Genomic DNA, 17,279 nt, shown 5'->3' with positions numbered 1-17,279 from the left:
ATTTCATGAGTCGTCTATGTTTCGCCACGCCAGTGAGCACGTCGATAGCTACTACGCCCATAGTTGCGGTGGGCGACTGAAGCACTATCCGACCCTGCAGAGTGACTTGCAGAGTGATGTGCTGGTGGTCGGCGCTGGTTTCAGTGGCTTGCACAGCGCATTGCGTCTGGCCCTGGCGGGTCGGCGGGTGATTCTCCTGGAAGCGAGTCGCGTAGCCTGGGCTGCCTCCGGGCGCAATGGCGGACAGGCGATTCTGGGTTGGTCTTGCGACATGCCACCGCTGGAGAAGGCGCTGGGCATCGAGCGTGCCCGTCGTCTGTGGGGTGGCATGACCTGGGCAGCCCAGGAGCTACGTGAACTGCCACAGCGGCATGGCTTCGACTGCGACTACCGTCGCGGTCACCTGTGGACGGCAGTGTTGCCCCGGCGCGTGGCGTTGCTGCATGAGTGGCAGGAGGAGGCCGCCTACAAATGGGGGCACCGCGCGCTGCAGTTCGTGTCCCGCGAGCAAATGCCTGAGTGGGTCGCCAGCGAGCGTTATCGCGCCGGCCTCTATGACCCTGAGGCCGGGCATCTCAACCCGCTAAAACTGGCGCTCGGTCTGGCTGAGGCCTTCGTTCATGCCGGTGGGCAGATCTTCGAGCAGAGTCGTGCGCTGAGCCAGGACGTGCATGGCGATGGCTACCGTGTGCGCACCGAGCAGGGTAGTGTGCAGGCCGACAACCTGATCCTGGCTTGCAACACCTATGTCGACAGCCTGGAGCCCCGTCTGGCCCGGCGCATTCTGCCGGTCGGCACCTACCAGATCGCCACCGAACCGCTGGGCGCCGAGCGTGCCGAGGCATTGTTGCCGCGCAACGCCTGCGTCACCGACAACCAGTTCGTCCTCGATTACTTCCGACGTACGCCGGATCACCGTCTGCTGTTCGGCGGTGGCTGCACCTATCTTGGCGGCTTGCCAAAGGACATGGCTGCTGCCACGCGGCCTTTCCTCGAGCGCGTCTTTCCGCAACTTGCAGGCGTAGCCATCGACTTCGCCTGGGGCGGGCATATCGACATTACCCGTGCCCGCACGCCGGATATCGGCGGCGAGAATGGTCGTTACTGGCTGCAGGGTTTTTCCGGTCATGGCGTGTTGCCGACCCTGGCAGCGGCGCGGGCGGTCAGCGATGCCATTCTCGGTAATGACGACGAACTGGCGTTGTACCGGCAACTGCACAACCCCGAATTCCCGTTCGGCGAACGCCTGGCGGCGCCGCTCGAGGCCATTGGTAAGGCTTGGTACCGACTGAGAGACAGTTTCTGAAATGGACAGCCCTGATATGGACAAGAATCTGGAAATGGCCGCTCTGGCCGTGCTCATCCACGACCTGCGCAAGCACAAGAAGGTCACCCTCAATGAGCTGGCCGAGCGTATCGGTCGTTCCGTGGGCTTTCTCTCGCAGGTCGAGCGTGGCCTGTCGCGGCCGACGGTGGCGGATCTGACCGCCATCAGCGAGGCACTCGACGTGCCCACCACCTATTTCTACAGCCTGCCCAAACCCAAGGCACTGGACTGGGTCACCCGTCCCGACGAGCGCCGCACCTTGTACCTGGCCGGTGGGATCACCGACATCATGGCTTCGCCGACTTTGCAGGGTGCCTTCATGGTGGTCGACAGCCTGCTCGAACCGGGTGCCAGCAGTGGCGAGCGGCAGATGAGTGACCGCTCGGAGCAGGCCGGTTACGTGCTCGAAGGCCAGCTGACGCTATGGCTGGGCGAGGACGAACAGAGCGCCACCCTCTATCCCGGCGATGTTTTTCAGGTGCCGAGCTATGCGCACCTGCGTTATGCCAACCAAGGCGACACCCCCGCGCGGGTGTTGTGGATCTACACCTGAACCTTCCCGTGAACCCGGAAATAACGACAATGAACGCCACCCGAGTCGAGCTGCTCGACGAAGTCCGCCAATTCCGCCAGGCCCACCCCGAGGTGCGCTTCGTCGACCTGATCTGCCTGGACATTCCTGGGCATTTCTACGGCAAGCGCTACCCCATCGAAATGCTGGAGAAGGTTGCCGCCGGCAGTGCCCTGAAGTTGCCGCAGAACTGCGTGCTGCTCGGCGCCCAGGGCGGCCTCTACGAGATTGGCGACTACTGCTTCCATGACGGTGATCCGGATGCGCCACGGCGGCTGATTCCCGGCACGCTCAAGCGGGTGAACTGGGAGCGCCAGCCGCTGGGGCAGATGCTGATCAGCTCCGATGGCACCGAAGCGCCCATCGAGTTCGAACCGCGCGAGGTGCTGGCGCGTGTGTTGCAGCGCCTGGCGGCGCGTGGTATTCGCCCGGTGGTGGCCTTCGAGCTGGAGTTCTACCTGTTCGACAAGGCGCTCAAGGATGGCCTGCCGCAGTATCCGCGCGATGACCTGAGCGGCGATGCCGACGACCAGCCGAACATGCATATCGAACGGCTCTCGCGCTTTGCCGAGGTGCTCGACGACATCAGCGAGACCGCGCGCCTGCAAGGCATCGACACCACGGTTATCACCGCCGAGATTGGCCCGGGGCAGTTCGAGATCAACTTCAGTCACAACGCTGACCCGATGCAGGCTGCCGACTGGTCGGCGTTGTTCTGTAGGGTGACCCGTGGCGTGGCGCTCAAGCATGGCCATCGCGCCAGCTTCATGGCCAAGCCGTACCTGCAGTATCCGGGTAGCGGCATGCATATCCACGTCAGCCTGTACGACGAGGCTGGCGACAACCTGCTGGCCCGTGACGAGCAGCGTCCGCTGCGGCATGCCGTGGCCGGCTGCCTGGAACTGCTACCGGAGCTGATGCCGATCTACGCGCCAAACCACAACAGCTACCGCCGCTTCGGCGCCCAGGTGAACTCGGCGAGCAAGGCCAGCTGGGGCTTCGAGGATCGCGACGCCTGTGTACGTATCCCCGAGTCGGACGCGCGCAATCTGCGCCTGGAATTTCGCCTGCCGGGCGCCGATGCCAACCCTTACCTGGTGCTGGCGGCGCTGCTGACCAGTATTGAACAGGGCCTCGACGCCCAGGTCGAGCCCATTGCACCCCTGAATGACGACCGCGAAAGCGGCGTCGACTTTCCCAAGGACATGCTCGACGCCGTGCGTCGCATGCAGGCCAGCGAGCGCGTCGCGGCTGGCCTGGGCAGCGAGTTCGTCATGGTTTATTGCGAGAACAAACGCCAGGATCACCTGGCCTTCATGCACGACATCAGCCCGCGCGAATACCGCTGGTACCTGTGATGTCACGGATAGAAGGAGGCGCCATGAATAACGCCCAGAGCAACTCGAAAACCGCCCACTGGCAGGCCCTGAGTCAGGCCCACCACCTGGCACCGTTCAGTGATTACAAGCAGTTGGCCGAGAAGGGCCCGCGCATCATCACCGAGGCGAAAGGTGTGCACCTGTGGGACAGCGAGGGCAACAAGATCCTCGATGGCATGGCCGGCTTGTGGTGCGTGGCCGTTGGCTATGGCCGCGAGGAGCTGGTCGAAGCTGCCAGCGCGCAGATGCGCCAGTTGCCGTTCTACAACACCTTCTTCCAGACCGCTCACCCGCCGGTGCTGGAGCTGGCCCATGCCATTTCCCAACTGGCGCCGACCGGGATGAATCACGTGTTCTTCACCGGTTCGGGCTCGGAAGGCAACGACACCATGCTGCGCCTGGTTCGCCACTACTGGGCGTGCAAGGGCCAGCCGAATAAGAAAATCATCATCGGTCGCGACAACGGTTACCACGGCTCCACCGTGGCCGGCGCCAGCCTCGGCGGCATGAAGTTCATGCACGAGCAGGGCGACCTGCCGATCCCTGGCATCGCGCATATTCCGCAGCCGTACTGGTTCGGTGAAGGTGGCGACATGAGCCCGGAAGCCTTCGGCATCTGGGCGGCCGACCAGCTGGAGAAGAAGATTCTCGAGTTGGGCGAGGAGAATGTCGCGGCCTTCATCGCCGAGCCGATCCAGGGCGCGGGTGGCGTGATCATCCCGCCAGAAACCTACTGGCCGCGCATCAAGGAAATCCTGGCGAAGTACGACATCCTGTTCGTCGCCGACGAGGTGATCTGCGGTTTTGGCCGTACCGGCGAGTGGTTCGGCAGCCAGTACTACGGCCTCAAGCCTGACCTGATGACCATCGCCAAGGGCCTGACCTCGGGTTACGTGCCGATGGGCGGGCTGATCGTCAGCGACAAGGTGTTCGAGGTGATCGAGGCGCATGGTGATTTCAACCACGGCTTCACCTATTCCGGTCATCCGGTGGCAGCGGCTGTGGGCCTGGAAAACCTGCGCATTCTCAAGGAGGAAGGCATCGTCGAGCGGGTGAAGGCAGAAACCGCGCCCTACCTGCAAAAGCGCCTGCGTGAGCTGGCCGATCACCCGTTGGTGGGCGAAGTGCGCGGCGTCGGTATGCTCGGTGCCATCGAGCTGGTGCAGGACAAGGCCACGCGCAAGCGCTTCTCCGGCGATGTGGGCGTGGGCATGGTGTGCCGTGGGCACTGCTTCAATAATGGCCTGATTATGCGCGCCGTGGGCGACACCATGATTATCGCGCCGCCCTTGGTGATCACTCAGGCGGAGGTGGATGAGTTGGTCGAGAAAGCGCGTAAGTGCCTGGATTTGACCTGGGAGCAGGTGCGTAGCCTGGCATAAGCTCACGGGCCAGTGGGAGGGGCTTTAGCCGCGACAGGAACAACCCGCTGCTAAAAGCCGCCCCACAAAAAACGAAACCCCGCGACCATACCGGTGGCGGGGTTTCGTTTTTTCAGCCGCTTACTTGAGGCTGTTCTTCAGCGTCTGCGCGGCCTGATCCAGGGCGGTACGTACCGCCGGGACTTCGGCCACCACGTTGAGTAGGCCGTAGTCGTGGATCATGCCGTTGTAGCGTACGGCGGTCACCGGCACGCCTGCCGCGTTCAGGCGACGGGCGTAGGCTTCGCCTTCATCGCGCAGCACGTCCATCTCGGCGGTCTGCACCAGTGCCGGTGGCAGGCCTTTGAGCTGTTCCAGGCTGGCGCGCAGTGGCGATGCATGGATCTCGTTACGCTGTTTCGGGTCGGTGGTGTAGTTGTCCCAGAACCATTCCATCATGCCGCGGGTCAGGAAATGGCCTTCAGCGAACTGGTTATAGGACGCATTGTTGAAGTTGGCATCGGTCACCGGCCACAGCAGCACCTGGGCGCGCAGTTTTGGCGTACCGGCTTCCTTGGCCTTGATGGCCACCACGGCTGCCATGTTGCCGCCAACGCTGTTGCCGGCTACTGCCAGGCGCGAACCGTCGACACCGATCTGGCTGCCGTTGTCAGCTACCCATTTGGTTACAGCGTATGCCTGGTTGATCGCGGTCGGATACTTGGCCTCAGGCGACGGCGTGTAGTCGACGTAGATCGCTGCAGCACCAGAACCTACCACCAGATCACGGATCAGGCGTTCGTGAGTCGGATAGTCGCCCAGCACCCAGCCGCCGCCGTGAAAGAACATGAATCCCGGCAGAACACCACGTACCCCCTCAGGGCGAACCACCTTGAGGGTGATCGACTGACCTTCGAGCTGGATCACCTTGGTGTCGACAACGATGCCGGACAAATCCACCTTGACACTGGCCTGGGCCCCCACCAACACGGCGCGTGCGTCTTTGGGTGAGAGGGTTTCCAGTGGTTGACCGCCGCCAGCGGCCAGGGCGTCGAGGAACCCTTGGGTGGTGCGCTCGACGCCGGGGCTGCCGGCGGCGAAGCTGCTGTTGATGGCCAGGGCAAGCAGCCCGGCAGTCAGAGTGCGCGAGATTTTCATGGTCAAACTCCTTGTCGGTAGAGGGCTGCAGGAATCAGTTCTGGTTGGTGCAAACGCTGGACAGCTGCTCGTAGGTGAGCACTTCCAGCTGGCCAGCACTGTTGCGATAGGTCATTTTTGCGGTTACCACCTCGCACTGTGGGCTGGCCGGTACATCGATGGAAATCACCTTGGCGATATCCAGCGGGGTGCCGTAGCGGTAGGGGGTGGCGGTGCTTTGGGCAAAGGCCCCGAGGGAGGCACTGAGCGAAACGGCTGCCAGAGCGGCGGTGAACAGGGTACGAGTTTTCATGGTGTGATCTCCTCTTGGGCCCCGCTCACGGCCTTGCCGTGAGCGTTCGCCCGAATCTGTCAGACGATGGTCAAAGTGACGTCGATGTTGCCGCGAGTAGCGTTGGAGTACGGGCAGACGATGTGCGCGCGATCCACCAGGGTTTGTGCTGCTTCAGGGGCCAGGCCGGGCAGGCTGATGCGCAGTTCCACTTCGATGCCGAAGCCGGTGGGGATCGCGCCTATGCCCACGGTGCCTTCGATGAAGGTGTCGGCCGGGATGCTCAGTTTGTCGCGAGCGGCGACGAACTTCAGGGCGCCGAGGAAGCAGGCGGAGTAGCCAGCGGCGAACAGTTGCTCCGGATTGGTGCCGTTACCGCCGGCGCCGCCGAGCTCTTTCGGGGTAGTCAGGGCGATGTCCAGGATGCCGTCGGAGGAAACAGCGCGGCCTTCACGGCCACCAAAGGCTTCAGCGGTTGCACGGTAGAGAACGTTTTCGATAGTCATGGCGGTAATCCTCATTGGGTAGTTAGTGATGGATTGGTTCGCTAATGTTTTGTGCGCTAACCGTTTCCATGAGGCGAACTTTATTGTGCAAATGTTTTGCGCGCAAGTTAATTGAATTGAATATTTAGCTATATGTAGATTTGTTTAGTGGAATAAGCAGGCGGATCGGGGGCTCCAGCGCTATTTCTCAGGAAATCGGCTGGGAAATTTCTGATTTGAGGGTAAGCAGAAGCCTGAAAAGAAGGGGAGACGCATGTGCAGACCCGTCAGGTGCACCGTGCGCAGCGAAGAGCCGGAGGGCTGTTTGCTAATCAGGACAAGGAGAAGTGGCGATGATCGTCATCGCCTGGGATCAGAGGGCGTCTTGCAGATGACTGCGCAGCTCGACCAGATCGTTGCGCAGTTCGCCGAGTTTTTCCAGATTCAGGCCGCTGGCCTTGAGGATGCATGCAGGCAGTGCCTTGGCCTGTTCGTGCAGGGCTCGACCCTTGTCGGTCAGATGCAACTGCACCACGCGCTCGTCCTGGCTGCTGCGCTGACGCTGGAGCAAGCCTTCGCTTTCCAGACGCTTGAGCAACGGGGTGAGCGACCCGGGGTCGGTGAGCATACGTGCACTGATCTCGCTGACGGTGATGCCTTCGTTCTCCCACAGCACCAGCATGGCCAGGTATTGCGGGTAGGTAAGCCCCAGCGCCTGCAGCAACGGTTTGTAGGTCTTGGTCATCATCAGGGAGGTGGAATAGAGGGCGAAGCACAGCTGGTTGTCCAGCAGCAGTTCGGCGCAAGGTTCCACTTTGGAGGTCATGTCGGCAGCTCGTCAGATAGCGGTTTAGGTAAAGGCTAGCGCGCTAATTATCATTGCGCTAGAGGAAGCACGCAAACCTGCGTCGGTAGATCTGCCGTCGCCTCATGCGCAACCATATGGTGCTCCATGAAGCGGCGGCAGGTGCAAATCAGCCGCAGGAAACGCGGGTGATGACGCGCTGATCGTCGACGTTGAGGTTCAGGCGCTGGCCGTTGTATTCCAGGGTTACCACGCTGGACGGGGTGAGTACGCGTGCGGTGGTGGCGCCTGCCTGTTGGCGGGCTTGTTCGAGCAGCTCCGGTGTGGCCACCTTGCCTTGCAGGTGCTCTACGGCCGAGGAAGTGCAGCCCTGGCTGGTGTCGGCAGGCTTGGCCGCCGGTTCGGATTTTTCAGCCGTGCTGCTGCAACCGGCAACGAACAGGGCGGTGGCGAGAATCAGGCTGAAACGAGTCTTGAGGTTCAACGCTGTGGGCTCCTTTTCCATGGGTAAATCTGTTATTGCGCGCCTTCTAGGCGCGCCAGGCGTTCTTCGAGTGCGGCAATGCGCGCTTCCAGTTCGACCAGCCGATCGTCGTTAGGTGCCGACGCCTCGCTGCGTCCGCTCGGACGGCTGGCCAGCAGGCTCTCCAGGTCGGCAGGCTCGCCCAGCAGATGCATGTAGCGATCTTCGCGCTGACCGCTCTGGCGCGGCAGCAGCACGGCCAGGCCACGACCGATCAGGCGTTCCAGCTGGTGCTGGATCTCCTCGACATCGTCGAAGTCGTGCATGCGGTTGCTGCGGGTAAGCAGCTCGTTGAGCGTCTGCGGGCCGCGCAAGAGGAGCAGGCCGAGCAGTACGGTTTGCGGCTTGACCAGTTCCAGTTGCTTGTCGCAGCGCTGTTCCCAGCGGTCGGCACGGCTGCCCATCACCAAGTGCACCAGCTTGCGACCTTCCAGGCTGCGCAGGTATCGCCCGACCTCACCGGTTTCCAGGTTCATCAGCGGCTCACGGCTGGTCTTCTGGTTGCAGGCCAACTGCACGGCGTTGAGCGTCAGTGGGTAGGTTTCTGGTGTGGTCAGTTGTTTCTCGATCAGGCAACCGAGGATGCGGGCCTCGACGGCGTGCAGCGGGGTTTCACCAACCAGCGGGGAAGGGGTGTGCGACATGGGTCGATCCTGGCAGAGAGAACCTGCCTAGGGTAACGGTAACGGCGCTTAGCCGACAGGCTTCAATGTGTGTTCGAGCATGTCCAGGCTGGCGTCCAGTACCTGCTGGCGAGATTCCTGGCTGGCCATCATGCGTGCCAGCAACAGGCTACCCAGGCATTGCGCGAGAATCGTCCAGGCCACTTGCGGGTCACCGATGATCTCGGCCCAGGTGTTCTGCAGTTGCAGTATCTGCTGTTCGGTACGCAGCCTCACGCGTTCGTCGGCGCGGGCGATTTCCGCCCCTAGGGCCGGCAGCACGCAGCCTTTGTCCGATTGCTCGACATGCGCCAGGCTGAGATAGGCTGCCAGGCAGCGTTGCAGCTTGTTGCGCCCGGCGCCACCCGGTTCGCCACCAAGCCGGTTCAGGCTGTTGCGTAGCTCGCGCTCGATCAGTTCGGCAAACAAGTCGTCCTTGCTCGGGAAGTGGCTGTAGAACGCCGCACCGGTCAGGCCGAGGGTCTTCATCAGCGCGTCCACACCGGTCACGGCAAAACCTTGCTGCTTGGCAATAGCGCCGCTGCTGGCGAGCAGGCGCTCGCGGGTTTCGGCCTTGTGTTCGGCGGAATAACGCATGGATGACTCCGTTCTATGCTGGGTTGACCTGCCCGAGAGCATAGCATAACGTTCGTTCAGCTAACGATCGTTAGTCAATGGAGAAGGCCATGAACGAGAACAAGAAGGTCGCTTTGATCATTGGTGCTGGCGATGCCACCGGCGGCGCCATTGCCCGGCGTTTTGCCCGTGAAGGCTATGTCGCTTGCGTGACCCGGCGCAGCCTCGACAAGCTGCAGCCGCTGCTGGACGAGATCCGCCGCGAAGGTGGCGAGGCGCACGGCTTTGCCTCCGATGCACGGCGTGAAGAACAGGTGGCGGAGCTGGTCGAGGGCATCGAGCGCGATATCGGGCCAATCGAAGTGATGGTCTTCAATATCGGCGCCAATGTGCCGTGCAGCATCCTCGACGAGACGGCGCGCAAGTATTTCAAGATCTGGGAAATGGCCTGCTTCGCGGGTTTTCTCACCAGCCAGGCGGTGGCCAAGCGCATGGTTGCACGCGGGCGTGGCACTATCCTGTTCACGGGGGCCACAGCTGGCTTGCGTGGCGCCGCCGGGTTCGCCGCCTTTGCCGGGGCCAAGCATGGCATTCGCGCGCTGGCGCAGAGCATGGCGCGCGAATTGGGGCCGCTCAACGTGCATGTGGCTCATGTGGTGGTGGATGGAGCCATCGACACTGCCTTCATTCGTGACAGCTTTCCCGAGCTGTACGCGAAGAAGTATCAGGACGGCATTCTCGATCCGGAACATATCGCCGACAGTTACTGGTTCCTGCACGCGCAACCTCGCGATGCCTGGACCTTCGAACTTGATCTGCGTCCGTGGATGGAGCGCTGGTAATCTGCACTGAGCTGATAACCACAATAACGAGCGAGTGAAGCTGATGAGCAAGACGGTGGAGTTCTTCTTCGACCTGGGCAGCCCCGCGTCCTACCTGGCCCATACCCAGTTGCCTGGCCTGTGCCGTGAAACCGGAGCAACACTGGTCTATCGGCCGATGCTGCTCGGCGGTGTATTTCAGGCAACCGGCAACGCCTCGCCAGCGATGATTCCGGCCAAGGGGCGCTACATGATTCGTGACCTGGCGCGTTTTGCCGAGCGCTATGGCGTAGCGATGCGCTTCAACCCGCATTTCCCGATCAACACCCTGACGCTGATGCGCCTGCTGGTGGCCGTTCAACTGCACCAGCCCGAGCGCTTCGCCGAGGCCGTGCGGGTGCTTTTCCAGGCGATCTGGGTGGACGGGGTAAATATGGGCGATCAAGCCAAGGTGGCCGGCGTACTGGCGGCAGCCGGGTTCGATGCGGCTGCGTTGCAAACACAGATCGCCGAACTGCAGGTGAAGGATGCGCTCAAGGCAACCACCGAGGAGGCGGTCAAACGCGGCGTTTTCGGCGCGCCGACCTGCTTCGTCGGCGAGGAGATGTTCTTTGGTCAGGATCGTTTGGACTTCGTCCGTGAAGCTCTGGGCTCCTAGGCGCTTTTCGCGCAGGGCCTGATGCCTGGCACAATGGCTGGAATATTTTCCGGCCATTCGAGCAACCCATGAATCCCGAAGCGCTGAAACTCCTGGTGACTCGTCGCATGCCCTATGGCAAGTACAAGGATCGGCTGATCGCCGATCTGCCTGGGCATTATCTGAATTGGTTCGCCCGTGAAGGCTTCCCCAAGGGCGAGTTGGGCCAGTTGTTGGCGCTGATGCAGGAGATCGACCACAACGGCCTCAAACCGCTGCTCGACCCGCTGCGAAAGAATGCGTAAACCGTAGGGTGTGCCATGCGCACCTGCAGGCGCGTGCAGGAATTGCGGTGCGCACAGCGCACCCTACGGTAATGCTGTCATCTCAATGCCAGTTGCGCCCGTGATCCAGCTTTTGATCCACCAGCCATCTACCGTGCGCGATGGACGCGTGCTGGGCTTTGCTCAGGTCATCCATGAAGGCGTAATCCACCGGCAAGGTCTGGCGCTTGCTGGTGTTGCCGTCGGGATCGGTGATCTGGCAACCACCGGCCCAGGGCGTTGGCAGGCCGGGGTGTTCCATGACGCTGGCGCGGATGGTGTGATCACGGTGGGTGCAGGTAAGCGCGCTCATGAGGCCACCTCCTGAATCAAGGCGCCGCCCTCGACGTCGACGCTACACCGAGGTTCCAGCCGGGAGCCGGTAGCGGCGCCGCATGGGTGAGTGGTGCGTCTGTTTCCTTACCTTAGCCCAGGTACCACGGCCGTGGGCGTTGCCCGACAAACGCACAGGGCCGGTATTGGCCGGCCCTGTGTTGATCGTTCAGCCGGTTCTACTCGGTCGCTTCGCTGACCTTGCCGGCGTTGCGTGGTTTTGGCGCGAAGCGTGCGGCCAGGCGCATCGAGACGGTCACCAGGCGCTGGTACAACGCCGGCATGCTGCGCTGCATCCAGTCCAGCACGTGGGCGTCGGCGCCGATGAGGATGCGCCGCCTGTTGGCCAGTACGCCGTTCACGATAACTTTGGCCGCCTGTTCCGGCGTGGTGCGCAGCAACTGATCGTTGAACTGCTGGCGCGCCTGTTCGGCGGCCTGGCCGGTGACCTTGGCCAGGCTGTCGTTCATCCGCGCGGTCTTGGCGATGTTGGTGCGGATGCCACCGGGGTGCACGCAACTGGCAGATACGCCGCAATTGGCCATATCCAGTTCCTGCCGCAGCGATTCGGTGAAACCGCGGACGGCGAACTTGCTGGCGTTGTAGGCGCTCATGCCGGGTTGCGAGAACAGGCCGAAGACGCTGGATACGTTCACCACATGCCCCTGGCCGGCGGCCTTGAGGTACGGCAGGAAGGCCTTGGTGCCGTTGACCACGCCCCAGAAGTTGATGTTCATGATCCACTCGTAGTCGGCGTAGTCGTTGCCTTCCACGGTGCCACCCTGGGCCACGCCGGCGTTGTTGAAGATGGCGTTGACCCGGCCGAACTCGCTGACGATCTGTTCGGCCCAGGCTTCGACGGCGGCACGGTCGGCGACATCGACACGCTGCTCGCTGACGGTGACGCCGATCTTGCGCGCCTGCTCTGCGGTTTCTTTCAGCCCCTCGCTGTTGACGTCCGACAGCGCCAGATGACAGCCCTGGCGAGCCAGGTGATAGGCGAGGGCGCGGCCGATACCGGAGCCGGCGCCAGTGATGGCGGCTACTTTGTTCTCGAAGGATTTCATGCGGTGGCCTCCTGCACATCGAGGGTGATGGCGTTGCTCTGTGCCGGGTGAGCGGCCTGTTTGCGGCTGAAGTGATAGGCATGCGGGTCGAAGTGGCGCGTCAGCATGCGGTAGCGCCAGGTAAAGCCCGGCCACACCGTGCAGTTGCGTCCGCTGACCGGATGCAGGTACCAGCTCATGCAGCCACCGGCGTTCCACACGGTGTTGCCGAGGGTGCCCTGAATCTTTTTGTTGAAGGTGTCCTGCGCCTCGCGCTTGGGTTCCAGGCTCTGCAGGCGGCCCTCCTCGAGCTGACGCAGTGCGCCGAGTACGTAGGTGATCTGCGACTCGATCATGTAGACCATGGAGTTATGCCCCAGCCCGGTATTCGGCCCCATGAGGAAGAACAGGTTGGGGAAGCCGGCGGTCATGGTGCCCTTGTAGGCTTCCGGGCCCATTGGCCAGGTGTCGAGCAGGTCGACGCCGCCGCGGCCGAATACCGTGCCGCGTGGCAGCGGGTCGCTGGGGGTGAAGCCGGTACCGAAGATGATGGCGTCGACTTCGCGTTCCTGGCCGTCGGCAGTACGCACACCGTGCGGCAGGATTTCGGTGACACCCTCGGTGATCACCTCGACATTGGCCTGGGTCAGCGCCGGGTAATAGTCGTTGGAAATCAGTACACGCTTGCAGCCCATGGTGTAGTCCGGGGTGACCTTGGCGCGCAGCACGGGATCCTTGATCTGCTTCTTGATGTACAGCTTGGCGATGCCCTGGGCCATGCGCAGCAGGCGCGGGGCGAAGGCGAAGGCGATCACCCGGCTTTCGAGGATGCCGTACAGGGCGCCTCGCCAGAGTTTCTGCGCCAGCGGGAAGCGTTTGAAGCGGGTGCGTTCGCCATCGCGGATGGCGCGATCTGGCTTGGGCATGATCCACGGCGCGGTGCGCTGATAGAGGTCGAGGCGTTCGACCTGCTTCTGGATCTGCGGGACGAACTGGATGGCCGAGGCACCGGTACCGATCACCGCCACACGCTTGCCGGTCAGCTCAAAGTCGTGATTCCACTGCTGAGAGTGGAAGACCTCACCGGTGAAGTTCTCCAGGCCCTTGAGCTTGGGAATCGATGGCGTGGACAAGGCGCCCATGCCCGAGACCACGAACTGTGCGCTGTAGTGGTTACCGGCGCGATCCTGCAGGTGCCACAGCTCGGCGTGCTCGTCCCAGCGAATCTGCACGACCTCGGTGCCCAGCAAGGTTTTGTCCTGCAGACGATATTTTTCCCAGCAGCCCTCCAGATAGGTCTTGATCTCCGGCTGCTTGGCGAACATCCGCGTCCAGTTCGGGTTCGGCTCGAAGGAGAAGGAGTACAGGTGCGATTGCACGTCGCAGCCGCAGCCCGGATAGTTGTTCACACGCCAGGTGCCACCGACGCCAGCCTCTTTTTCGAACAGCAGGAAGTCCTGCTCGCCCTGTTGCTTGAGGCGGATGGCCATGCCGAGGCCGGAGAAGCCGCTGCCGAGGATGGCGATCTTGCAATGGCGGGCAGCGGTAGGGGGGGACACGGGCGCATTCATGGCCGAACTCCTGCTTGTCGTTCTTGTTGGTGTCTACATCTGTATACCAAGGTAGACAGGTGTATACTTAGCTGCAAGCCATTGGAGCAACAAGCCAACTTTAGGTAGGGGTGAGGATGCAAAGCGACGAAGAGCAGGTGCGCGAGAAGGCCGGCGCAGCCCCCGGAAAGCGTCTATTGATGGAGGCGGCGTTACGTCTCACCTCAACCAGCCGCAGTCTCAGCAGTCTCGGGCTACGTGAGCTGGCGCGCGAGGCGGGGCTGAACCCCAACACCTTCTACCGGCACTTTCGTGATGTCGACGATCTCGGCCTGACGGTGATCGGCGAGATCACCACGCTGCTGCGTCAACCGTTGCGTGACCTGCGTCGTGAAGCTGCGCAGCGAGCGGTCAAGGATGACGGGACGATGCTGCCCAAGCTGCTGGGCATCGATCTCGGACGGGGGCGGCGGGTGTGTCACGAAACGGTGCAACTGTTCTTCGATTTCGTTGCCGAGCACCCCGAGGCGTTCATCATCGGCGTGCGTGAGTTGCATGGTGCTTCGCCAGTGCTACGCGAGGCGCTGTGCCAGGTGATGGACGATTTCGCCGACGACATGGCCGAGGACATCATCGAGTTCAAGCTGTTGCCGGGCATCGTCAGTGCGACAGCGGTGCGCCAGGTATCGGGCCTGATCAGTCGCAGCCTGTTCGAGCAATCGCTGGACTATATCGGTCGACCGCAGCAGCGTGAGGCGATCTGTGCATTGGCTGAAGAGCAGATCGTCATGCTTTTCACCGGCGCCAGCGTGTTGCAGAGCCTGGGGCAGCTTCGCTTGGGCTGACGGGGGCGTAGGCTGTTGCGCATCACGGCCGAGTTCTCGCGGTTAAATGAAAAAGGGCGGCCTAGGCCGCCCGCAGGGACATCAGTTGGTGAAACCGAGGCGTTCGCGCCAGCGGCTCTCCAGCTTTTCGGTATCGTGATCCTTGGGGTGAAAACCCGGGCGGTAGTAATCCAGGTACGGGCCGATCAGCTTGGTGAAGAAACCATTGCGTGGGCCGAACAGCTTCTTCAGACCGAAGCCCCAGCTGCGCCAGTTGAACAGCTGGCCGTCCTTGCGCAGCAGATGGATCTGGAACCAGCCGATCACGCCGAAAAACACCACAGTGGTCAACATCATGATCAGCGTGCGGGTGAAGTAGCCGCCGTAGACCTTCTGGTACACGTCATAGCAAACGGCCTTGTGCTCGTTCTCCTCGATGGCGTGCCACATCCACAGCTGGTACAGCTTGGGGTCGTTCATCTGTGTGGTCAGGTCTTCACGCTTGAGCAGTTGCTCGGCCATGGTCGCCGTGAAGTGCTCCAGGGCGCAGGTCATGGCCAGGCGCTGTTTCTTGGTGCTGAAGCGGGTAACCCATTCCAGCAGCACCTTGATGCGCAGTTCGAGGCGCTCCAGATCGATGTCATGCTGATTGGCGTAGTCGTTGTACGCCGCATGCTCCTTGGAGTGCATGGCTTCCTGGCCGATGAAGGCGCTGATGTCCTTCTTCAGTTGCGGCTCGGTGACCTGGTCGCGCACGGCGCGCACGCTGTCGACGAAGAACTTCTCGCCATAAGGAAATAGCGACGACAGGTTGTTCATGAACTGGCTCATGAAGGGGTCGTCGTAGAACCAGTATTTGGGTGTTTCGGTGAAGCTGAAGTCCATGCGGCGAACCGGGAAGCTGGATTTCGGCTGGGGCAGGGTGGCACTGGCGCTCATCGTTCGAGTCCTCTTCTGGGGAGTTGGTGCTCCCGATTGTTGTGCGGCTCTGGCTGACAGCACTCGGGGTCGCAGGTGGTTAACCTCAACAGACCAACTGTGTCATTGAACGATGTAACTATCGGACGTTGGCGCGCTGTGCGCTGCCAACTTAAGGCGGGTGATGGGGTTTGAGGTGCGGTGACGGGGCGGCGGAGTAACAGGGTTACTCCGCCGTAATGCTGTTTATCTCAGTGGTTTCGCCGCAATTCGGCGATTTCTGTACGCAGTGCCTTGAGTTCGTCGAGTATGGCCTGGTCGCGCTGGATCTTTTCCTGTTCTTCGGCGCTGGGTTCCTGAGCGTCTTGCATGGCGTTGACGATCACCGCGATGAACAGGTTGAGCATCATGAACGTGGCGATCAGCACGTAAGGGATGAAGAACATCCAGGCATGCGGATACACCTCCATGATCGGCCGCACGGTGCCGCTCGACCAACTGTCCAGGGTCATCATCTGGAACAGCGAGTAGAGGCTGGCGGTCAGGCTGCCGAACCATTCCGGAAAGCGTTCGCCGAACAACTGCGTAGCCATCACCGCAGCAACGTAGAAGATCAGGCTCATCAGCATGATGATGCTGCCCATGCCTGGCAGTGAGGCGAGCAGCGCCTGCACCACCTTGCGCATGCTCGGGTTGATCGATACCAGGCGCAACACGCGCAATACGCGCAGGGCACGCAGTACGGCAAAGGGGCCACTGGCCGGCACCAGGGCGATGCCGACGACGATGCAGTCGAACACGGCCCATGGATCACGCAACAAGGCGACGCCACGAGCGGCAAAACGCAGTGCCAGTTCGACGACGAAACAGGCGAGGATGATTGCGTCCAATGGCAGCAGCAGCCAGCCCCACTGGTCGACGGTTTCCTTGGAGGTCAGCAGGCCGAGAATGGCGGCGTTGACCAGAATCAGCACGGTCACCAGGCGTTGCATGGCCCTGCCGTCCATTATCTGGGCCAGGCGCTGGCGCCAGTCGGCATGGGATTGGTTCGAATCGAGTTCAGGCATGGCGGTTTTCAGTGGCGGTCGATGCGATAGCCCGGACGGCGGCCGGGCTAGGGGCTCAGCGGTCGTCTAGCGCGAAGGCAGTGAGGGTGAAAACCGGGATATTGGCATCCTGCAGTTTCTGCGAACCACCCAGCTCCGGCAGGTCGATGATGGCGGCGGCTTCGAAGACCGTGGCGCGCATGCGTCGTACCAGATTGGCGGCGGCGATCAGGGTGCCGCCGGTGGCGATCAGGTCATCGAAGATCAGCACCGAGTCGCCCTCGCAGAGGCTGTCGCTGTGCACTTCGAGAAAGGCTTCGCCGTATTCGGTCTGATAGCCCTCACTGAGTACGTCTGCTGGCAGTTTGCCCTGCTTGCGGAACAGTACCAGCGGTTTGTTCAGTTCATAGGCGATGATCGAGCCGATCAGGAAACCGCGTGCATCCATGGCGCCGATATGCGTGAACTCGGCCTCCACGTAGCGCTGAATGAAACTGTCGGCAACCATGCGCAGGGCACGGGGCGACTGAAATAGCGGGGTGATATCGCGAAAGATCACACCCGGTTTGGGAAAGTCCGGCACCGGGCGGATCAGGGTCTTGATGCTGAATTCGTCGAAAATCATCGTGGGATCCTAAATGCGTTGAACCCGCGATTATACGA

21 protein-coding genes are annotated in these 17,279 nt (G+C 61.9%); 8 read left to right on the top strand and 13 right to left on the bottom strand.

Annotation, left to right across the window (positions count from 1 at the left end; translation table 11 throughout):
• The first annotated feature begins 16 nt into the window (after positions 1–16).
• Genes C7A17_RS24870 through C7A17_RS24855 form a run of 4 tightly spaced genes read left to right on the top strand, consistent with a single transcriptional unit; the run spans position 17 to position 4,659 of the window.
• Positions 17–1,306 (top strand): NAD(P)/FAD-dependent oxidoreductase, encoded by a 1,290-nt coding sequence (locus C7A17_RS24870; protein ID WP_106741814.1) that lies wholly within the window; start codon positions 17–19, stop codon positions 1,304–1,306.
• 16 nt (positions 1,307–1,322) lie between these two features.
• On the top strand, positions 1,323–1,880 hold the full coding sequence (locus tag C7A17_RS24865) for a helix-turn-helix domain-containing protein (protein ID WP_106743167.1): 558 nt from the start codon (positions 1,323–1,325) through the stop codon (positions 1,878–1,880).
• Positions 1,881–1,909: 29 nt separating this feature from the next.
• Positions 1,910–3,256, top strand: a complete 1,347-nt coding sequence (locus tag C7A17_RS24860) for a glutamine synthetase family protein (protein WP_106741812.1) — start codon at positions 1,910–1,912, stop codon at positions 3,254–3,256.
• Positions 3,257–3,279: 23 nt separating this feature from the next.
• A complete protein-coding gene (locus C7A17_RS24855) occupies positions 3,280–4,659 on the top strand; it encodes an aspartate aminotransferase family protein (protein ID WP_106741809.1) in 1,380 nt (459 codons plus the stop codon).
• 120 nt (positions 4,660–4,779) lie between these two features.
• Here the strand turns inward: C7A17_RS24855 and C7A17_RS24850 are convergent, their stop codons facing one another.
• The 7 genes from C7A17_RS24850 to C7A17_RS24820 form a co-directional block, all read right to left on the bottom strand.
• The gene (locus C7A17_RS24850) at positions 4,780–5,796 is read right to left on the bottom strand and encodes an alpha/beta hydrolase (protein ID WP_106741807.1); all 1,017 of its coding nucleotides are present in this window, start codon (positions 5,794–5,796) and stop codon (positions 4,780–4,782) included.
• A 34-nt stretch (positions 5,797–5,830) separates the two neighbouring features.
• Complete coding sequence (locus C7A17_RS24845) at positions 5,831–6,088, bottom strand: DUF2790 domain-containing protein (RefSeq protein WP_106741804.1); 258 nt, start codon at positions 6,086–6,088, stop codon at positions 5,831–5,833.
• A 59-nt stretch (positions 6,089–6,147) separates the two neighbouring features.
• Positions 6,148–6,573, bottom strand: a complete 426-nt coding sequence (locus tag C7A17_RS24840) for an organic hydroperoxide resistance protein (RefSeq protein WP_036994554.1) — start codon at positions 6,571–6,573, stop codon at positions 6,148–6,150.
• A gap of 352 nt (positions 6,574–6,925) precedes the next feature.
• Entirely contained in the window at positions 6,926–7,378 is a 453-nt protein-coding gene (locus tag C7A17_RS24835; RefSeq protein WP_106741801.1) for a MarR family winged helix-turn-helix transcriptional regulator, read from the bottom strand.
• Positions 7,379–7,526: 148 nt separating this feature from the next.
• Positions 7,527–7,841, bottom strand: coding sequence for an I78 family peptidase inhibitor (locus tag C7A17_RS24830; protein ID WP_106741799.1), 315 nt, complete (start codon positions 7,839–7,841; stop codon positions 7,527–7,529).
• A gap of 32 nt (positions 7,842–7,873) precedes the next feature.
• Positions 7,874–8,524 carry a YceH family protein gene (locus C7A17_RS24825; protein ID WP_106741797.1) on the bottom strand — a complete coding sequence of 217 codons (651 nt, stop codon included), beginning with the start codon at positions 8,522–8,524 and terminating at the stop codon, positions 7,874–7,876.
• Between the two features lie 48 nt (positions 8,525–8,572).
• Positions 8,573–9,139 (bottom strand): TetR/AcrR family transcriptional regulator, encoded by a 567-nt coding sequence (locus tag C7A17_RS24820; RefSeq protein WP_106741794.1) that lies wholly within the window; start codon positions 9,137–9,139, stop codon positions 8,573–8,575.
• A gap of 89 nt (positions 9,140–9,228) precedes the next feature.
• Between C7A17_RS24820 and C7A17_RS24815 the strand changes: the two genes are divergently transcribed.
• The 3 genes from C7A17_RS24815 to C7A17_RS24805 all read left to right on the top strand — a co-directional run bounded on the left by C7A17_RS24815 (position 9,229) and on the right by C7A17_RS24805 (position 10,881).
• The gene (locus tag C7A17_RS24815; RefSeq protein WP_106741792.1) at positions 9,229–9,960 is read left to right on the top strand and encodes an SDR family oxidoreductase; all 732 of its coding nucleotides are present in this window, start codon (positions 9,229–9,231) and stop codon (positions 9,958–9,960) included.
• Positions 9,961–10,003: 43 nt separating this feature from the next.
• Positions 10,004–10,597: a 2-hydroxychromene-2-carboxylate isomerase gene (locus tag C7A17_RS24810; RefSeq protein WP_106741790.1), complete on the top strand. Its 594-nt coding sequence runs from the start codon at positions 10,004–10,006 to the stop codon at positions 10,595–10,597.
• A gap of 68 nt (positions 10,598–10,665) precedes the next feature.
• Positions 10,666–10,881 carry a DUF3820 family protein gene (locus tag C7A17_RS24805; RefSeq protein ID WP_036999904.1) on the top strand — a complete coding sequence of 72 codons (216 nt, stop codon included), beginning with the start codon at positions 10,666–10,668 and terminating at the stop codon, positions 10,879–10,881.
• 82 nt (positions 10,882–10,963) lie between these two features.
• Here the strand turns inward: C7A17_RS24805 and C7A17_RS24800 are convergent, their stop codons facing one another.
• The 3 genes from C7A17_RS24800 to C7A17_RS24790 form a co-directional block, all read right to left on the bottom strand.
• The gene (locus C7A17_RS24800) at positions 10,964–11,212 is read right to left on the bottom strand and encodes a hypothetical protein (protein WP_106741787.1); all 249 of its coding nucleotides are present in this window, start codon (positions 11,210–11,212) and stop codon (positions 10,964–10,966) included.
• A 199-nt stretch (positions 11,213–11,411) separates the two neighbouring features.
• Positions 11,412–12,299, bottom strand: a complete 888-nt coding sequence (locus tag C7A17_RS24795) for an SDR family NAD(P)-dependent oxidoreductase (RefSeq protein ID WP_106741785.1) — start codon at positions 12,297–12,299, stop codon at positions 11,412–11,414.
• Positions 12,296–13,849: a flavin-containing monooxygenase gene (locus C7A17_RS24790; RefSeq protein ID WP_106741782.1), complete on the bottom strand. Its 1,554-nt coding sequence runs from the start codon at positions 13,847–13,849 to the stop codon at positions 12,296–12,298. Before C7A17_RS24790 ends, C7A17_RS24795 begins: the two co-directional genes overlap by 4 nt.
• Positions 13,850–13,965: 116 nt before the next feature.
• On the opposite strand from C7A17_RS24790, the gene C7A17_RS24785 reads away from it, so the two are divergent.
• The gene (locus C7A17_RS24785) at positions 13,966–14,673 is read left to right on the top strand and encodes a TetR family transcriptional regulator (protein WP_106741779.1); all 708 of its coding nucleotides are present in this window, start codon (positions 13,966–13,968) and stop codon (positions 14,671–14,673) included.
• An 81-nt stretch (positions 14,674–14,754) separates the two neighbouring features.
• Here C7A17_RS24785 and C7A17_RS24780 read toward each other — a convergent pair whose 3' ends face one another.
• From C7A17_RS24780 to C7A17_RS24770, 3 genes are all read right to left on the bottom strand, one after another.
• Positions 14,755–15,591: a metal-dependent hydrolase gene (locus C7A17_RS24780; protein WP_106741777.1), complete on the bottom strand. Its 837-nt coding sequence runs from the start codon at positions 15,589–15,591 to the stop codon at positions 14,755–14,757.
• Positions 15,592–15,821: 230 nt separating this feature from the next.
• On the bottom strand, positions 15,822–16,637 hold the full coding sequence (locus C7A17_RS24775) for an ion transporter (RefSeq protein ID WP_106741775.1): 816 nt from the start codon (positions 16,635–16,637) through the stop codon (positions 15,822–15,824).
• 55 nt (positions 16,638–16,692) lie between these two features.
• Positions 16,693–17,241, bottom strand: coding sequence for an adenine phosphoribosyltransferase (locus C7A17_RS24770; RefSeq protein ID WP_106741772.1), 549 nt, complete (start codon positions 17,239–17,241; stop codon positions 16,693–16,695).
• Positions 17,242–17,279 lie beyond the last annotated feature (38 nt).

Origin of the sequence: Pseudomonas mendocina (assembly GCF_003008615.1) — a bacterium.
Lineage (GTDB): Bacteria > Pseudomonadota > Gammaproteobacteria > Pseudomonadales > Pseudomonadaceae > Aquipseudomonas > Aquipseudomonas mendocina_C.
Note: the sequence above shows the minus strand (reverse complement) of the source record. Positions and strands in the feature narration are given on the sequence as shown.

What these genes read in the sequence shown, in the direction of transcription:
- C7A17_RS24870 (WP_106741814.1), top strand. Translation starts at nt 17, where the DNA reads ATGTTTCGCCACGCCAGTGAGCACGTCGATAGCTACTACGCCCATAGT.
- C7A17_RS24865 (WP_106743167.1), top strand. Translation starts at nt 1,323, where the DNA reads ATGGACAAGAATCTGGAAATGGCCGCTCTGGCCGTGCTCATCCACGAC.
- C7A17_RS24860 (WP_106741812.1), top strand. Translation starts at nt 1,910, where the DNA reads ATGAACGCCACCCGAGTCGAGCTGCTCGACGAAGTCCGCCAATTCCGC.
- C7A17_RS24855 (WP_106741809.1), top strand. Translation starts at nt 3,280, where the DNA reads ATGAATAACGCCCAGAGCAACTCGAAAACCGCCCACTGGCAGGCCCTG.
- C7A17_RS24850 (WP_106741807.1), bottom strand. Translation starts at nt 5,796, where the DNA reads ATGAAAATCTCGCGCACTCTGACTGCCGGGCTGCTTGCCCTGGCCATC.
- C7A17_RS24845 (WP_106741804.1), bottom strand. Translation starts at nt 6,088, where the DNA reads ATGAAAACTCGTACCCTGTTCACCGCCGCTCTGGCAGCCGTTTCGCTC.
- C7A17_RS24840 (WP_036994554.1), bottom strand. Translation starts at nt 6,573, where the DNA reads ATGACTATCGAAAACGTTCTCTACCGTGCAACCGCTGAAGCCTTTGGT.
- C7A17_RS24835 (WP_106741801.1), bottom strand. Translation starts at nt 7,378, where the DNA reads ATGACCTCCAAAGTGGAACCTTGCGCCGAACTGCTGCTGGACAACCAG.
- C7A17_RS24825 (WP_106741797.1), bottom strand. Translation starts at nt 8,524, where the DNA reads ATGTCGCACACCCCTTCCCCGCTGGTTGGTGAAACCCCGCTGCACGCC.
- C7A17_RS24820 (WP_106741794.1), bottom strand. Translation starts at nt 9,139, where the DNA reads ATGCGTTATTCCGCCGAACACAAGGCCGAAACCCGCGAGCGCCTGCTC.
- C7A17_RS24815 (WP_106741792.1), top strand. Translation starts at nt 9,229, where the DNA reads ATGAACGAGAACAAGAAGGTCGCTTTGATCATTGGTGCTGGCGATGCC.
- C7A17_RS24810 (WP_106741790.1), top strand. Translation starts at nt 10,004, where the DNA reads ATGAGCAAGACGGTGGAGTTCTTCTTCGACCTGGGCAGCCCCGCGTCC.
- C7A17_RS24805 (WP_036999904.1), top strand. Translation starts at nt 10,666, where the DNA reads ATGAATCCCGAAGCGCTGAAACTCCTGGTGACTCGTCGCATGCCCTAT.
- C7A17_RS24800 (WP_106741787.1), bottom strand. Translation starts at nt 11,212, where the DNA reads ATGAGCGCGCTTACCTGCACCCACCGTGATCACACCATCCGCGCCAGC.
- C7A17_RS24795 (WP_106741785.1), bottom strand. Translation starts at nt 12,299, where the DNA reads ATGAAATCCTTCGAGAACAAAGTAGCCGCCATCACTGGCGCCGGCTCC.
- C7A17_RS24790 (WP_106741782.1), bottom strand. Translation starts at nt 13,849, where the DNA reads ATGAATGCGCCCGTGTCCCCCCCTACCGCTGCCCGCCATTGCAAGATC.
- C7A17_RS24785 (WP_106741779.1), top strand. Translation starts at nt 13,966, where the DNA reads ATGCAAAGCGACGAAGAGCAGGTGCGCGAGAAGGCCGGCGCAGCCCCC.
- C7A17_RS24780 (WP_106741777.1), bottom strand. Translation starts at nt 15,591, where the DNA reads ATGAGCGCCAGTGCCACCCTGCCCCAGCCGAAATCCAGCTTCCCGGTT.
- C7A17_RS24775 (WP_106741775.1), bottom strand. Translation starts at nt 16,637, where the DNA reads ATGCCTGAACTCGATTCGAACCAATCCCATGCCGACTGGCGCCAGCGC.
- C7A17_RS24770 (WP_106741772.1), bottom strand. Translation starts at nt 17,241, where the DNA reads ATGATTTTCGACGAATTCAGCATCAAGACCCTGATCCGCCCGGTGCCG.